At 73.2% G+C, this 15,241-nt stretch carries 14 protein-coding genes; 3 read left to right on the top strand and 11 right to left on the bottom strand.

Annotated elements, in window-relative coordinates:
- Window positions 1-7: 7 nt before the first annotated feature.
- The gene (locus FB388_RS32095; RefSeq protein ID WP_142106471.1) at window positions 8-1,621 is read right to left on the bottom strand and encodes a serine/threonine-protein kinase; all 1,614 of its coding nucleotides are present in this window, start codon (window positions 1,619-1,621) and stop codon (window positions 8-10) included.
- Between the two features lie 426 nt (window positions 1,622-2,047).
- On the opposite strand from FB388_RS32095, the gene FB388_RS32090 reads away from it, so the two are divergent.
- On the top strand, window positions 2,048-3,283 hold the full coding sequence (locus FB388_RS32090; protein WP_142106470.1) for an amidohydrolase: 1,236 nt from the start codon (window positions 2,048-2,050) through the stop codon (window positions 3,281-3,283).
- Window positions 3,284-3,346: 63 nt separating this feature from the next.
- Here the strand turns inward: FB388_RS32090 and FB388_RS32085 are convergent, their stop codons facing one another.
- Complete coding sequence (locus tag FB388_RS32085; protein ID WP_142106469.1) at window positions 3,347-4,750, bottom strand: NAD(P)H-quinone dehydrogenase; 1,404 nt, start codon at window positions 4,748-4,750, stop codon at window positions 3,347-3,349.
- Between the two features lie 74 nt (window positions 4,751-4,824).
- Between FB388_RS32085 and FB388_RS32080 the strand changes: the two genes are divergently transcribed.
- A complete protein-coding gene (locus FB388_RS32080; RefSeq protein ID WP_142106468.1) occupies window positions 4,825-5,274 on the top strand; it encodes a gamma-glutamylcyclotransferase family protein in 450 nt (149 codons plus the stop codon).
- Between the two features lie 61 nt (window positions 5,275-5,335).
- Here FB388_RS32080 and FB388_RS32075 read toward each other — a convergent pair whose 3' ends face one another.
- A complete protein-coding gene (locus tag FB388_RS32075; RefSeq protein ID WP_142106467.1) occupies window positions 5,336-6,157 on the bottom strand; it encodes a DUF559 domain-containing protein in 822 nt (273 codons plus the stop codon).
- Between the two features lie 531 nt (window positions 6,158-6,688).
- On the opposite strand from FB388_RS32075, the gene FB388_RS32070 reads away from it, so the two are divergent.
- Window positions 6,689-7,048: a hypothetical protein gene (locus FB388_RS32070; RefSeq protein ID WP_142106466.1), complete on the top strand. Its 360-nt coding sequence runs from the start codon at window positions 6,689-6,691 to the stop codon at window positions 7,046-7,048.
- Window positions 7,049-7,051: 3 nt separating this feature from the next.
- On the opposite strand, the gene FB388_RS32065 is transcribed toward FB388_RS32070, so the two are convergent.
- The 8 genes from FB388_RS32065 to FB388_RS32030 all read right to left on the bottom strand — a co-directional run bounded on the left by FB388_RS32065 (window position 7,052) and on the right by FB388_RS32030 (window position 15,156).
- Window positions 7,052-7,837 (bottom strand): ESX secretion-associated protein EspG, encoded by a 786-nt coding sequence (locus tag FB388_RS32065; protein WP_170225945.1) that lies wholly within the window; start codon window positions 7,835-7,837, stop codon window positions 7,052-7,054.
- A 129-nt stretch (window positions 7,838-7,966) separates the two neighbouring features.
- Window positions 7,967-8,446 (bottom strand): hypothetical protein, encoded by a 480-nt coding sequence (locus FB388_RS32060; protein WP_142106464.1) that lies wholly within the window; start codon window positions 8,444-8,446, stop codon window positions 7,967-7,969.
- Window positions 8,447-8,673: 227 nt separating this feature from the next.
- Complete coding sequence (locus FB388_RS32055; protein WP_342787948.1) at window positions 8,674-9,156, bottom strand: GNAT family N-acetyltransferase; 483 nt, start codon at window positions 9,154-9,156, stop codon at window positions 8,674-8,676.
- A gap of 64 nt (window positions 9,157-9,220) precedes the next feature.
- On the bottom strand, window positions 9,221-10,981 hold the full coding sequence (locus tag FB388_RS32050; RefSeq protein ID WP_246122647.1) for an acetyl/propionyl/methylcrotonyl-CoA carboxylase subunit alpha: 1,761 nt from the start codon (window positions 10,979-10,981) through the stop codon (window positions 9,221-9,223).
- A gap of 221 nt (window positions 10,982-11,202) precedes the next feature.
- The gene (locus tag FB388_RS32045; protein ID WP_142106461.1) at window positions 11,203-12,102 is read right to left on the bottom strand and encodes a TIGR04222 domain-containing membrane protein; all 900 of its coding nucleotides are present in this window, start codon (window positions 12,100-12,102) and stop codon (window positions 11,203-11,205) included.
- A gap of 105 nt (window positions 12,103-12,207) precedes the next feature.
- Complete coding sequence (locus FB388_RS32040; RefSeq protein WP_142106460.1) at window positions 12,208-12,663, bottom strand: SufE family protein; 456 nt, start codon at window positions 12,661-12,663, stop codon at window positions 12,208-12,210.
- Window positions 12,660-13,550 carry a sulfurtransferase gene (locus FB388_RS32035; RefSeq protein WP_142106459.1) on the bottom strand — a complete coding sequence of 297 codons (891 nt, stop codon included), beginning with the start codon at window positions 13,548-13,550 and terminating at the stop codon, window positions 12,660-12,662. Before FB388_RS32035 ends, FB388_RS32040 begins: the two co-directional genes overlap by 4 nt.
- 25 nt (window positions 13,551-13,575) lie before the next feature.
- Window positions 13,576-15,156, bottom strand: coding sequence for a Na+/H+ antiporter (locus FB388_RS32030; protein WP_142106458.1), 1,581 nt, complete (start codon window positions 15,154-15,156; stop codon window positions 13,576-13,578).
- Between the last annotated feature and the right edge of the window lie 85 nt (window positions 15,157-15,241).

Raw genomic sequence — 15,241 nt, 5'->3', positions numbered from 1 at the left:
CCGGAGCCTAGGCGGTGGTCGGTGCGAACCCGTCCACGAGCAGGTCGAAGAGCTCCGCGGACGCCTCTCCCGCCACGCTCTGCGGAACGGTGAGGGTGACCGTCCACGCGCCCTTGCCCGCCGGCTGGACGTGCCGCCACGAGGTGCGCTCTTCGTCGGTGTACTGCAGCTGGACGGCTCCGTCGGACGTCTCCGTCGGCCCGTCCAGCACCGTGCCGGGCACCGACCGGGCCGACTCGGCCGAGCCCGCCCGCTGCACCGTGAGCTCCTCGCTGCCGTCCGGGCTGACGAAGCTGACCGAGGGCTCGCCGTCGACCGGCTCGTGCGGGTAGGCGGTCCAGTTCGACGGCACGGGGATCGTGAACCCGAGCTGGTCGGTGTGCTGCGACAGCTGGGTGCTCACGGACGTCACGTTCACCGTGGTGGCGGGGGACTGGCCGCCCAGCAGGCGGGTGACGCTCCAGCCGAACAGGATCCCCACCAGCACGACGGCGGCGCCGGCCAGGACGTACCCGATCGCGGCGACGCCGGTCACCGCGGCACCGGACCCGGGCCGGGCCAGAGCGCGGCCGGAGCCCGACGGGGACCGCGACCCGCCCGGCAACGGGCCGGGCGACGGCGCGAGCGGTGCAGCGCCGACCGGGGCGCGCGTCGCCGTCGGACTCGGCGGCAGGGGTGCAGGCCGCGGACCGGAGATCTCGCTGCGCGGGGCCGGGGCCGGGACGTGGAGGCCCGCCCCGATCGTCGGGGCGTCCGGCGAGCCGGGGTAGACCGGGTCGTCCGGGTCCTCGATGAGCGGCCGCAGGCGCTGGCGCACCTCCTCGAGGGGCATCCGCGCTTCCGGCTCCTTGCGCATCAGCGCGGTGATCACGTCGGCGACCGGCCCGGACCCGCGGGGACGCGGCACGTCGCCGTCGACGACCTCGGTGATCGTGGCGACCGGGTCGCCGCCGACGTCGTACGGCGGGCGGCCCTCGACGGCCGCGAACAGCGTGGCGCCCAGGCCCCACAGGTCCGCAGCAGGCGTGACGGCCTTGCCCATCGCCACCTCGGGCGCGATGTATGCAGGCGAGCCCAGCACGAGGCCCGCGCTCGTCATCGGCGCATCGGCCACGTTGCGGGCGATGCCGAAGTCGGTGAGCTTGACGCGGCCGTCGTCGGCGATGAGGACGTTGCCGGGCTTGACGTCCCGGTGGGTGATCCCGCTGCGGTGCGCAGCGCGCAACCCACCGGCCGTCGCGAAGCCGACGACCGCGACCTGCGACATCGTGAGCGTGCCCTGCTCGCTGATCATCGTCGCCAGGTTGCGCGACGGCACGAGCTCCATCACGACCATGGGCTCGCCCTCGACGTCGACCACGTCGAAGACCGTGATGATGTTGGGGTGGGAGAGGCCGCCGAGCGCACGCGCCTCGCGCATGATCCGTTCCCGCGCCTCGGCCGCCTCGTGCGACGGGACACCGGGAGGGACCTTCAGCTCCTTGACCGCGACCCGGCGCTGCAGCACCTCGTCGAAGCCCGACCACACCGTGCCCATGGCACCCGCGCCGAGCAGCCCGGACAGCGTGTAGCGGCCACCGATCCGCCGCACCTGCTCGGAGTCCGAGCCATCCTGTCCCACCCACCCATTCTGGCCAGTCCGGGCGCGTGCTGCGCCCCCGGCCCCCGATCCCTCCTCCGGGTGGTGTCGCCGCCGTTGCGCGTCACCGGCCCCCCAGCGGGTAGCGCAAGTTCATGTTCGCGCCTCGAAATCGCCCTTGTGGGCAGCATGCGGGGAGCCGTCGCGCGCGTAACACATGCGACGAACGGCGCGAGTCCCCGTTCGGCGCGTGGCGTGACGACCGTTCGTCCGCAGCTACGGGCCCGCCCGCCTCACGTCGGCAACACCTCGGCGCCGAAACCGGGAACAGCCCCAGTTCTGGTTGGTCTACCGCCGTCCGGGTGAGCACGATTGGGAGATGCACGTGAGAGCAGCCTCGATGCGCGGTTCGCTGACGCACCGCGCCGTGGCGGGCCGACCGGGGGCCCGCCGGGCAGGTGGTGCCCGGTGACCCTCCTGGAGGCGCACACCGACCTTGCCGTCGCCGACCTCGCCGTTCCCGACCTCGGCGCGGGTAGTGGCCCTGCCTGGCTGGACGCCTGGCTCGACGCCCACCGCGCCGACGTCGTGGGCTGGCGCCGATCGTTCCACGCCGTACCCGAGCTCGGCCGCTCCGAGCACCGCACCACGCAGGTGATCGCCCAGCGGCTGATGGCGGCAGGCCTCGAGCCCCGCACCCTCCCCGGCGGAACCGGTCTCGTCTGCGACGTGGGGTTCGGCGACCGGTGCGTTGCCCTGCGCGCCGACCTCGACGCGCTCCCCCTCCAGGAGAACACCGGCCTCCCGTTCGCCTCCACGGTCGACGGCGTCATGCACGCCTGCGGCCACGACGCCCACGCCGCCATGCTGCTCGGCGCCGGCCTCGCGCTGGCGTCGGCGCCCGCGCTCCCCGGCCGCGTCCGGCTGATCTTCCAGCCGGCCGAGGAGGTGCAGCCGGGCGGCGCCATCGACATGGTCGCCGACGGCGCCATGGAGGGCGTCGAGCGGATCTTCGCGCTGCACTGCGACCCACGCCTGGAGGTCGGTCGGCTCGGCACCCGGGTCGGTCCGATCACCTCCGCGTGCGACGTCCTCGAGGTCCGGCTCACCTCCCCGGGTGGCCACACCTCGCGCCCGCACCTCACCGCCGACCTCGTCGAGGCGATCGGCCTGCTCATCACGCAGGTCCCGCTCCTGCTCACCCGGCAGGTCGACCCCCGCTCCGGCACCGTCCTCGTCTGGGGCGCGGTGCAGGCAGGCGAGGCGGCCAACGCGATCCCGCAGCACGGCGTGCTGCGCGGCACGCTGCGCACCGCCGACCACGCCACCTGGGGCGAGCTGGAGGACGTGATCCAGCGGCTCGTGGAGTCCGTGCTCGCCCCCACGGGGGTCACCTACGAGCTCGACCACATCCGCGGCGTGCCACCGGTCGTCAACGAGGCGGTCAGCTCCGGCATGCTCACCGGGGCTGCCATCACCGTCGGTGGCCCGGAGGCCGCTGCCGAGACCCTGCAGTCCAGCGGCGGCGAGGACTTCGCCTGGTACCTCGAGCACGTCCCGGGGGCGATGGCGCGCCTCGGCGTCTGGTCCGGCCACGGCCCGATGCGCGACATCCACCAGCCCACGTTCGACCTGGACGAGCGCGCCCTCCCCTTCGGCGTCCGCGTCCTGACCAACGCCGCCCTCACCGCCCTGACCACCTGACGGCCGCAACCCCGCCCGAGCCCGGACCACGCGCGACTCCGGGCCCGGGCGGGGCCGAGCCGCTCAGTCCAGGTCGCCGTGGCGCATCAACTGCCGCCCGGCCTCCGTGATGGAGCCCGACAGCGACGGGTAGACCGAGAACGTGTGGGCGAGGTCGGCCACCGTCAGCCTGTTCTGCACCGCGAGCGCGATCGGCAGGATCAGCTCGCTCGCCACGGGCGCGACCACCACGCCGCCCACCACGACCCCGGTGGCCGGACGGCAGAACAGCTTCACGAACCCGCGACGCAGCCCCTGCATCTTCGCGCGCGGGTTCGTGGACAGCGGCAGCATGATCGTGCGGGCAGGCACCTCGCCCGCGTCGATCGCACGCTGGCTGATCCCCACCGTCGCGATCTCGGGCCGGGTGAACACGGCGGCCGCCACGGTCTTGAGCTTGATCGGCGCGACGCCCTCGCCGAGGGCGTGCCACATCGCGATCCGGCCCTGCATGGCGGCGACCGAGGCGAGCATGAGCAGCCCGGTGCAGTCGCCGGCCGCGTAAACACCGGGCACCGAGGTGCGCGACACCCGGTCCACCGGGATGAAGCCGCCGCGACCCGTCTCGACGCCGATCTTCTCCAGCCCGAGGTCGGCCGTGTTCGGCACCGATCCGACCGTCATGAGGGCGTGCGAACCGGTGACCGTACGACCGTCGGCGAGCGTGACGACGACCCCGTCGCCGTCGCGCTTCACCGAGTCGGCCCGCGCCTGCGAGAGGATCTCGACGCCCCGCTCGGCGAAGACGTCCTGCAACACCGCCGCGGCGTCGGCGTCCTCGCCCGGCAGCACCCGGTCGCGGCTCGACACCAACGTGACGTGCGCGCCGAGCTCGACGTACGCCGACACGAACTCCGCACCCGTGACGCCCGAGCCGATCACGATCAGGTGTTCGGGCAGCTCCTGGAGGTCGTAGAGCTGGCGCCAGGTGAGGATCCGCTCGCCGTCGGGCACGGCGTCGGGCAGGACGCGGGGAGTGGCTCCGGTGGCGATGAGCACGACGTCGGCGGGGAGCTCCTCCTGGCCACCGTCCAGCGTTCGGGCCTCGACGAGGTGCGGGGCGTGGGGTGACGGCTCGTCGGTGAAGGCGGCCGTGCCCTTGATGATCCGCACCCCCTCCCGCTCGACGCGGGCCCGCACGTCCGCCGACTGGGCGAGCGCGAGCCCCTTCACCCGTGCGTGAACGGTGGGCAGGTCGACGCCGATCGCCTTGGGATCCGTGGTGACGCCGAGATCCGGCGCCCGGTGCATGTCGACGCGCACGCCCGCCGACGAGATGAAGGTCTTCGACGGCACGCAGTCGTCCAGCACGCAGGCGCCACCCATGCCGTCGCGCTCCACCACCGTGACGTCGCTGCCGTGCTGGGCCGCCACCAGAGCGGCCTCGTAGCCCGCCGGTCCGCCACCCATGATCACGATCCGCGTCACCGGGGCACGCCCTTCCTGTCCGTATTTCGTTCCCCGAGCACGGTACGCGGGAGGCGTCGCTCTACTCTGTGGCGGTGCCGCTGTACGCCGCCTACGGGTCGAACATGGATCCCGCCCAGATGAAGGAGCGTGCCCCGCACTCGCCGATGGCGGGTACCGGGTGGCTCATGGGGTGGCGGTTGACGTTCGGCGGTGAGGACTTCGGCTGGGAGGGCGCCCTCTCCACCGTGGTCGAGGACCCGGACTCGCAGGTCTTCGTCGTGCTCTACGACGTCTCCGACCTCGACACCGCCCAGCTCGACCGCTGGGAGGGCGGTGAGCTCGGCCTGCACAAGAAGCTGCGGCTACGCGTGCACACCCTCGACGGCGACGTCCTCGCCTGGGTGTACGTGCTGGACGCCTACGAGGGCGGCCTCCCCAGCGCGCGCTACCTGGGTGTCATCGCCGACGCCGCCGAGCAGGCAGGCGCCCCCGACGACTACGTCGCCGCCCTCCGCAGCCGCCCCAGCCGCAAGTCCCTCTGACGAACCCCGCGAGTCCGACGTATCGACACGGCGAGTCCTGCATTCGGGACGCGAGTTCGAATCACCAGGTGTAGCCGCGGCATGCGAAGGCGGCGCGCAGAGCATTGATCACGCGCGTGAAGGGGCGAAGGTCGTCCTTGCGGACGACCACGACGATCCACCCTCGTGCTTCCAGGTCGGCCCGCCGGGCACGGTCTTCCTCCTCTCGCCCGGCGTGCGCCGCGTACCCGTCGTACTCGATCATGATGCGCAGCTGCGGCCAGGCCAGATCGAGGCGGTAGAGCAGCCGGCCGTCGAGATCCCGGATCGGCCAGTTGACCTCGGGCAGCGGCAAGCCCTGCTCCACGATCATCAGGCGCATCCAGCTCTCGGCCGGCGAGTCGACACCCTCTGATGTGAGTTCGAGCAGACCCGCGGCGCGTACGGTGCCCCGGGGGTCGTGCCGTCGTTCGATCCGGTGCGCGACCTGTTTGCGGAACGTGTCCGCGGAATCACCTGCGAGCCCCAGTGCCTCGTCCGCCAGAGCCAGCGCGTCACGGGCCGGCAGCGTGCACAGCATGTCGGCGATCACCCGGTCGAGTGGGAGGGTACGAACCCCGTCGAGCTCGACGGCGTCGTCGGTGAAGGCCCTGCCACGGTGGACGACGAGTCCTTCGCGACTTCGGGTCTCGCAGCCGTATGGCACGAGGATGTGCGTCACGGGCGACTCGACGGCGCGACACCCGTGCAGTTGCGCGGCGGTGATCCCGGAGACGACGGCGCGCGGGCCTGCTGTCAGCAGGGCCGCGCTGGCGCGTGTCCACGGGTTCAGCAATCGTGTGCTCTCGACGAGAACGCCGCGCCAGACGGGCGTTACCTCCTTGGTGGCGACGGCGTTCGCCACGCGTCTTCGTCCGAGCAACCCCACGAGGTCGCTTCGAAGGTGAGCACCGTGCAGACCGCTGGTCGGGAGAGCCATACCTGCACGATGCGCTACCCAGCGGCTCGCGTACCGATGATCTGCAGAGCTGTGGATGGATGACCGAGGATGTGGACAACTACCGGCCACTGGACGGATTGCCGCCCTTGATTGTCGGAGTCGCGGTGTTGGGGTTGCCGGCTCGCCGTGTCGGGATGTCGGACTCGCCGGAGTGGATGCAGGACTCGCGCTGCGCTCGAACGAGGGACTCGCCGTGCTCGGACGCTGGACTCGCGGTGCTGGGACGGCGGACTCGCCGTGCTCGAACGCTCGACTCGCCGTGCTGGGACGCCGGACTCACCCGGGTACGGCGTCAGCCTCGCCCGGCTGAACGTCGGACTCGCCCTGGCGTTCTGCCCGACCCGCCGTGTCGAGATGTCGGACTCGCGGGGGGTGGGGGGTGGGTCGGGGGGATCCCCGATGTTGCGGGGGGATCCCGCGCGGACCATCGGAGGCATGACCACCCTGCCTGCCACATCCCGCGTGCCCGTCGCGGCCGCGCTGCTCGCCGGGGTCGGCGCGCAGTTCGTGGACGACGTCGCCTACTTCGTGCTCCCGCCGACCGTGCTGCTGGCCCCGCTGGGCGGGCTGCTCGCCGTGCTGCTCACGGCGGCCGCCGCCCGCCTCGTCAGCCGCAATCGCACCGGGGCGGGGGTGGCCCGGACCGGGCTCGTCGTCGGCGCGGTGTCGGCGGGGGTCGGGCTGCTCGTGTCCGGGCTCGGCTTCCTGGCGGTCGTGCTCGCCGGGCTGACCGTGCTCGCGGGGGTGGCCGGGGCCGTCGCCGGTCGCGGGCTGACCGCCCGGGGCGGTGAGTAGCCCTCAGCGGCGGGCGGCACCGACCGCGGTGGCGAGCAGGTCGGCGATGCGGTGCCGGAGCTGGCGGTCGTCGGCCGGGGCGACGGTCGCCCACTCCACCCCGTCCTCGCCGGTGCTCCGGGTGAGCAGGTAACGGCCCCGCGGCCCGTCCAGCACGCCGAGCACGCCGCCTGCGCGCCTCAGCACGCCCCACCGGTCGGCGCCGAGCGCGACGACCTGGGCCCGCTGCCGGGTGCCCGCTGCCATCGTGGCGAGCAGCGCCGCCTCCGCGGAAGGCGCACCGGCGGCGATCAGCGCCTCCCGCAGCCCGGCTGTCGGGGCGGATGCGAGTGCCGAGCTGGGCACGGTGCACGCTCGGCCGGGTCCGCGGTCTGCCGGTGGGAACGCCCCGAGGATCGCCGACGGGAGCGAGCCGCACGCCGTGACGACCACGCTGTCGGCCTCGCGCAGGGCGAGCGCGCCCGCGCCGTGCCGGCCTGCTGCGAGCGCCCGCACCTCCCGGTCCCACCACGCCCGCAGCTCCAGCTGCTCCTCCGGCCGGGCGAGCAGGTGCATGAGCCGCGCCAGCTCCGGGTCGGGCCCGTCCGGGCCGGCGAGCTCGCGCTCGCGCAGGGCCCGCCACGCGGCCGTCTGGATCGCGGTGCGCTCGGTGTGGGTGCGACCGGGCGATGCGAGCTGCAGGACGACGGGGGTGGCCGCCAGCCCGAGCCACTCCCACAGCACGTCGAACTCCGCGGTGCTGAGGACGTGCCGGCGGGTGTCGAGGACAGCGGAGACGGTTTCGGTCACGAGCGGGGACGCTAGGTCGCCCGCCGCGGCGAAGAGGGGCGTTCCTGGGGAAACGTGTGCGAGTGCGAACGTTCCGGACACGCCGACGGCCGGTGCGCGGGCCCACGCACCGGCCGTCGACGGACTCCGTCAGCTCGTCCGGGCCAGCGCCGCATCGGTGGTGCGGCACCCGGTGAGCGGGCAAAGGGTCGTGCAGGCGAGGCGGTGACGGAGTTCCGCGTCGCCCCGGGTGCTGGCGAAGGGCCAGTCCCCGGTGAACCGCTGCAGGTACCAGTAGAGGAACAGGTAGTCCGGGTCAGCGGTGTCGGTGACGAACACCGAACGCCCCGGCAGCCGGTGGACCCAGCTGGCGTAGGCGTTCATCGCAGGGGCAGGGGGTCGGCTGGCCCGCCGGGTGGAGAGCCAGTCCTCCGACCGACGCCTCCAGGACTGGAGGGCGAGCGGGTGGAGGGTGGCTCCGGGCAGCTCTCGGATGTTGGTGGTGAACACGGAGGTCGGTCGCCCGTCGCTGCGCGGGTACGCAGCGGAGACGAGGGTGAGCAGGGAGTGGGGGCCGGGTATCGGCCCGTCGGTATGGATATGGCTGGTTACGTACGTGTCGGGGGGCATGACGGATCCTGGTCGCCGTGGTGGACGTGCTGGCGTGTTCACGGCGCGGCCTGAGCCAGCGTGGTGAACGGATCCGCGGCGCGGCGTTCCGCGTGGCGGGATCACCGGGCCCCGTGGTCGGTTGTCACACGGGTTGTCACTGCTTCCGCTATGCACTTGTTCAGCACGGTGCGGTTCGCTGTGGAATCACCTGGCCCGCTGACGTTAAATCGCCGTGTAGTCGATCGTCAACAGTCCGTCGCCAGTCGGCCCGCGATGTGGACGTCCACCCGGCGCCCGTCCACCAGCCAGGCCTCGCGCTGGCGGCCCTCGATCCGGAACCCGCACTTCTCGGCCACGCGGCCGGAGGCGGTGTTGCCGTCGGCCCATGCGTAGGTCACCCGGTGCAGGCCGAGCCCGCCGTAGGCGAACCGGAGCACGGCGGACAGGGCGGTCGTGATCATCCCACGGCCCCGCGCTGCGGGGAGCGCCCAGCAGGCGACGTCCGCGGTGCCGTGGCAGAGGTCGAGCTCGGCGAGCTCCACCTCGCCGAGCATCTCGCCGGTGGTCGGCTCGCAGACGGCCCACGTGTAGCGGGTGTCGCGCAGCCACTCCGCGGCCCGCCGCCGGATGTAGGCCTCGGCGTCCGCGGGGTCGGCGGGTGGCCGGTGGCGCCACCGCGCGATCTCCGGGTCGAGGCTGGAGGCGACCACCGCCGGCCGGTCGTCCACCCGGTCGTCGCACCGCAGGGCGCGCAGGTACCAGAGGCCGGCGTTGATCTCTACGGGGTCCAGCTCAGTCCTTGATCTCGCAGATGACGGTGCCCTGCGACACCGAGCTGCCCTGGGCGGCGGACATGCCGGTGATCGTGCCGGCCTTGTGCGCCGTGACCGGGTTCTCCATCTTCATCGCCTCGAGGACGACGACGAGGTCGCCGGCCGAGACGGTGTCGCCGTCGGTCACGGCGACCTTGATGATCGTGCCCTGCATCGGCGCGGTGACCGCGTCGCCGGAGACCGCGGAGCCGCCCTTGCCGCCGCCCCGCTTGCGCGGCGGCGCCTTCGCCGCGGCGGCCGGTGCGCCACCGCCGATGGTCAGGTCGCCGGGCAGCGACACCTCGAGGCGCCGCCCGCCCACCTCCACCACGACGGTCTGGCGGGAGGCCTCGTCGGCGTCCGCGCCCTCGCCGCCGGTGAACGGCTCGACGGTGTTGTTCCACTCGGTCTCGATCCACCGCGTGTGGACGGTGAAGTCTTCGGCGAACGCCGGGTCCTCCACGACGAGCCGGTGGAACGGCAGCACGGTGGCCATGCCCTCGACCTGGAACTCCGCGAGCGCCCGGCGGGAGCGCTCGAGCGCCTGGGCGCGGTCGGAGCCGGTGACGATCAGCTTGGCCAGCAGCGAGTCGAACTGCCCGCCGATGACCGAGCCCGCCTCGACGCCTGCGTCGACCCGCACGCCCGGCCCCGACGGCAGCGCGAGCGCGGTGACGGTGCCGGGGGCCGGCAGGAAGTTGCGGCCCGCGTCCTCGCCGTTGATCCGGAACTCGATCGAGTGGCCGCGCGGCTCGGGGTCCTCGAGCAGGTTGAGCACCTCGCCCTCGGCGATGCGGAACTGCTCGCGCACCAGGTCGAGCCCGGAGGTCTCCTCCGAGACCGGGTGCTCGACCTGCAGGCGCGTGTTGACCTCAAGGAACGAGATGAGCCCGTCCTGGCCGACCAGGAACTCGACGGTGCCTGCGCCGTGGTAGCCGGCCTCCTTGCAGATCGCCTTGGCGGCCTCGTGGATCGTGGCGCGCTGCTCGTCCGAGAGGAACGGCGCGGGTGCCTCCTCCACGAGCTTCTGGAACCGGCGCTGCAGCGAGCAGTCGCGCGTGCCGACGACGATGACGTTGCCGTGGGTGTCGGCCAGCACCTGCGCCTCGACGTGGCGCGGCTTGTCGAGGTAGCGCTCCACGAAGCACTCGCCGCGCCCGAACGCCGCAACGGCCTCGCGGACCGCCGACTCGTACAGCTCGCGGATGTCCTTCTTCTCCCGCGCGACCTTCATGCCGCGCCCGCCGCCCCCGAACGCGGCCTTGATCGCGATCGGCAGCCCGTGCTCGTCGGCGAACGCCTCGACCTCCTCGGGTCCGGACACCGGGTCGGAGGTGCCGGGGACGAGCGGCGCACCCGCGCGCATCGCTATGTGGCGTGCGGTGACCTTGTCGCCGAGGTCGCGGATGGCCTGCGGGGTGGGTCCGATCCAGGTGATGCCCGCGTCGATCACGGCCTGGGCGAAGTCGGCGTTCTCGGAGAGGAAGCCGTAGCCGGGGTGGATCCCGTCGGCGCCTGCCTGGCGGGCCGCCCCGATCACCTTGTCGAAGTCGAGGTAGGACTCCGCTGCGGTGGTGCCGCCCAGCGCGAACGCCTCGTCGGCCAGCCGCACGAACGGCGCGTCGCGGTCGGGGTCTGCGTAGACGGCGACGCTCGCGATTCCGGCGTCGCGACAGGCCCGGACGACCCGGACTGCGATCTCCCCGCGGTTGGCGACGAGGACCTTGCTCAAGCGCGGCACGGTCGGCCTCCTGGAGTGGGCGTGCCCGGGGGACCTGTGCCCCGGCGCAGTGGTTACCCGGGAGTTTAGGGACCGATGCTTGATCACCGGGTCGTGGTGTGACCCATGTGGGCTCACCCCCGCAGCTCCGCCACCCCTCGAGACGGCGCTGCGGGGGCGAGGCGATTGCATCGATCACCCGCCGCTGGTTGCGTCAGGCGATCCCGATCACCCCGACCGGTTCATCCGGCGGTGGCGGCACACCCCCCGCTGCCGCCACCGCCACTGCCGCCGTCACGCCTCCGCTGACGGCGAGACCTGTCCGAGCCGGCGTCACCCGCGGTCGCGACCTGCGGCGCGATCTCGCGGACGCGCCCGGACGCGAAGGCTGCGAGCGCCCCCGCCCCGAAGAGGCCGACTCGCAGCGCGGCACCGGTCGGTCCGTGCGACTGCCAGTCCGGTTCCCGCTCCGGCGCGAGTGCACGGTGCTGGTCGCGCAGGGCGACAAGCGCGCGGTTGCCGCGCCGGCTGCGCCGCGGCGCAAGAGCGATCTGCGTCACGGCCGTGACCGTGACGATGAGCAGCACCGTGACGAGGAGGCCGACCGAGCGTGCTTCGGCGATGTCGGCGAGCACCCGCACGAGCCCGAGCGCCGCAACGCCGAGCATCCAGAACCCGACCCGCCGGATCCGCCTGCGGCGCTCGTCGGACAGCAGGTACCCGGCCGCGACGAGCCGCTCCTCGATCTCGGCGAGGGCCGGTCGCACCGAGCGGTGGAACATGAGCCGCCGGTGTGCGACGGCCGAGCCGGCGGTTGCGTGGATGGCCTTCTCGAGCACGTCGGCGTCGGGGTCGAGGCGCCCGACCGCCCGCACGGTGCCCTCGGCGGCGAAGAGGGTGCCCCGCAGGCGCATCGCGCACAACGCGGACCAGACGGCCAGCTCGCCGCCGCCCGCCAGGTAGGCGACGTCGTGCAGGCGGGCGGTGATGTCGTCGATGGGTCTGGCGGCGCCGGGTTCGGCGAGGGTTCTTCGCGTGCAGATGCCCGCAGCCCCGACCGTCGCGGCGATCAGGAGGTAGGCGGGCAGGAAGGTCGTGCCGGTGATGCCCCAGGTCTCAGCGGTAGCTGCTGCGAGGGCCATCGAACACCTCCTGAGCCGTCTTCATGAGACGGCTCACAGTGTTGCGGGCCACAGCAGGCGTGGGAACGTTCTTCACAAGGACTTGAGGTTGCGGCGTGGTGGCCCTCAGGCTGCGGTGGCCGCCCTGACCTGCTTCTTGATCCGCGCGAGCATCGCGGCCATGCCGCGCAGCCGCAGCGGGCTCACCGCCTCGGCGAGGCCGAGGGCGGTGTAGAAGTCGTCGGGCACGGCGAGCACGTCGCCTGCGGCCTCGCCGTCGAGGCCCGTGTGCATGATCGACGCGAAGCCGCGCGTGGTGGGCGCCTCCGGCGGTGCCGAGAAGAACAGGTGCACGCGCCGCTCGGGATCGGGGTCGACCTCCACCGCCAGGAACAGCGGCGACTGGCACTCGTGCACCTGCTCCATCGTGTCGGCCGCGTCGGCGTACCGCTCCGGGAGCTCGGGCAGCTCCCGCGAGAGCTCCAGCAACAGCTGCAGCCGGTCCTTCGGCCCGACGCTCGCGAAGTCGTCGACCAGCTCCGCGAGCTGCGGCGGCAGTGCGCCCGTGGTCTGCTCGGTCATACCGACCCGCGCTCGGATCCCTGCACGATCGGCACCCGCACGGAGTTGCCCCACTCCGTCCAGCTGCCGTCGTAGTTGCGGACCTTCGAGAAGCCGAGCAGGTGGGTGAGCACGAACCAGGTGTGGCTGGAGCGCTCGCCGATGCGGCAGTACGCGACGACGTCGTCGTCCGGCGACAGGCCCTGCTCCTGCTGGTAGATCGCCTCCAGGTCGGCGCGCGTCTTGAACGTGGCGTCCTCGGCGGCCGCGCGGGCCCACGGCACGCTCGCGGCGCCCGGGATGTGCCCGCCGCGCACCGCACCCTCCTGCGGGTAGTCGGGCATGTGCAGCAGCTCGCCGGAGTACTCGCCGGGCGACCGGACGTCGACCAGCGGCTTGCCGAGGTGTGCGAGCACCTGCTCCTTGAACGCGCGGATCTGCGTGTCGTCGCGGTCGACGACCGGGTAGTCCACGGACGCGGGCTTGGCCTGCTCGGTGGTCATCTCGCGGTTCTCGGCCACCCACTTGGCGCGACCACCGTCGAGGATCCGCACGTCCGGGTGCCCGAACAGGGAGAACACCCAGAGCGCGTATGTGGCCCACCAGTTGTTGCGGTCGCCGTAGAACACGACCGTGGTGTCGCGCGTGATGCCGCGCTCGGCGCAGATCTGAGCGAAGCGCTCGCCGTCGACGTAGTCGCGGGCGACCGGGTCGTTCAGCTCCGTGTGCCAGTCGACCTTGACGGCCCCGGGGATGTGCCCGGTGTCGTAGAGCAGCACGTCCTCGTCGGACTCCACGACGACGAGCCCGTTGTCGCCCAGGTGCTGGGCGAGCCACTCGGTGGTGACGAGGCGCTCCGGGTGCGCGTACTCGGCCAGCTTCGGGTCGGGGTCGTTCGACAGTCCCATGGCTCCAGAGGTTAGTCCTCTCGTATCAGTCGAGCAGGACCGTGCGCAGGTCGAGCCGGCGCAGGACGCGGTCGGCCGCCTCCGGGTCGACGCCCGGCTCGCGCCGGGCCGCGAGCACCTCCTCGCGGGCGGCCGCCAGCGCGTCGGCCTGCACCTCCGCCACGACCCGCCGGCCGCGGCGCAGCGCGTCGAACCGGTCCCGCTCCTCGGCGGTCGGCGGATCGCCGCGCAGCAGCGCCTCGAGCCGGCCCATCCGTTCGTGCAGCGCGGTGACGGCCTCCTCCGGCAGCTCGTCGGAGCGCTCGCGCGCCGTCATCCGGGTGAGCGCGGCGCGGCGGGCCCGCAGGGTCAGCTCCCGCTCGGCGGCGTGCTCCGCGTCCGCGTCGGCCTGCACACCCAGCAGCCTGACGAGCAGCGGCAGCGTGAGACCCGGGCCGATCAGCGTCACGACCAGCACCGAACAGGCGATCACGACCAGCTCCGCGCGCGCCGGGAACGCGCCGTCGACGGTCGAGGCCGGCAGGGAGAGTGCGAGGGCGAGCGTCGCGAGGCCACGCATCCCGCACCACCCGAGCACCACGGCCTCCCGGCCCGTGCGGGGCGCCCTCGACGGGTCGGGGGAGTTGCGGACCAGGAGCCAGGCGGCCGCCATCCACACCGCCCGCACCCCGAGCACGACCCCGCACACGGCGGCCGCGTGCGCGAGCATCCGCGGCAGGTCCGCCCCGGCTGCCTCGATCACCTGGCGCAGGTCGAGGCCGATCAGGCCGAACGCGACGCCCGTGACGAGCAGCTCGACGACGTCCCAGAACGAGCGCTGGGCGAGCCGGTCCGCCGCCTCGTCCACCGCGCTCGTCGACCGCAGGTCGAGCGCGACGACCACCACGGCGACCACCCCCGACGCGTGCAGCTCCTCGGCGGCGAGGTAGACCGCGAACGGCAGGACGAGCGTGAGCGCGCTGCGGCCCGTCGGGTCAGCGACCCGGTCGATGATCCAGCGGGCCGCCCGGGCGAACACGATCCCCACGACGACGGCCGCGAGCGCGCCCAGCACGAACCGCAGCACCAGCCCTGAGGCCGACAGCTCGCCGCCCTGCACGGTGGCGAGCACCGCGGTCTGGAACACGACCAGCGCCGTGGCGTCGTTGAACAGGCCCTCGCTCTGCAGCACGGACAGCAGCCGCCGCGGCATCCGGACCGGCCCCGCGACGGCCTCGACGGCCACCGGGTCCGGCGGCGCCACCATCGCCCCCAGCGCCACGGCCGCGGTGAGCGTGATGCCGGGGACGATGGCGAGCGCGGTGCCGGCGACCGCCGCGATCGTCACCGCGACCAGCGCGACGGCCAGCAGCGCGATGCTGCGCCACCGGGCCCGGAAGAGCGCCCACGAGGTGCGCTGAGCCGTCGCGAAGAGCAGCGGCGGGAGGAAGAGCGGGAGGATCAGCTCGGGATCGAGGTCGAACGCGTCCGGAAGCCCTGGTACGGCAGCGACCACCACCCCGAGCAGCACCATCAACGCCGGCCACGGCAGCCGGGTCCGGTCGCCCACCCCGACCAGGAGCACGGCCGCGAGCATCAGCCCGACGACGAGCAGCAGAACTTCCACAGGCGACAGCGTGCCCGGCCCGTAAGGCTTCCTCCGCGCGCACTCAGACCGCGACTCGCGCGCACTCAGACCGCGACTCGCGCGC

Origin of the sequence: Pseudonocardia cypriaca, assembly GCF_006717045.1 — a bacterium.
GTDB classification, from domain to species: domain Bacteria; phylum Actinomycetota; class Actinomycetes; order Mycobacteriales; family Pseudonocardiaceae; genus Pseudonocardia; species Pseudonocardia cypriaca.
This window is presented reverse-complemented; position numbering and strand designations above follow the sequence as displayed.

What these genes read in the sequence shown, in the direction of transcription:
- FB388_RS32045 (WP_142106461.1), bottom strand. Translation starts at nt 12,102, where the DNA reads ATGGCCCTCGCAGCAGCTACCGCTGAGACCTGGGGCATCACCGGCACG.
- FB388_RS32035 (WP_142106459.1), bottom strand. Translation starts at nt 13,550, where the DNA reads ATGGGACTGTCGAACGACCCCGACCCGAAGCTGGCCGAGTACGCGCAC.
- FB388_RS32040 (WP_142106460.1), bottom strand. Translation starts at nt 12,663, where the DNA reads ATGACCGAGCAGACCACGGGCGCACTGCCGCCGCAGCTCGCGGAGCTG.
- FB388_RS32070 (WP_142106466.1), top strand. Translation starts at nt 6,689, where the DNA reads ATGACCACCCTGCCTGCCACATCCCGCGTGCCCGTCGCGGCCGCGCTG.
- FB388_RS32060 (WP_142106464.1), bottom strand. Translation starts at nt 8,446, where the DNA reads ATGCCCCCCGACACGTACGTAACCAGCCATATCCATACCGACGGGCCG.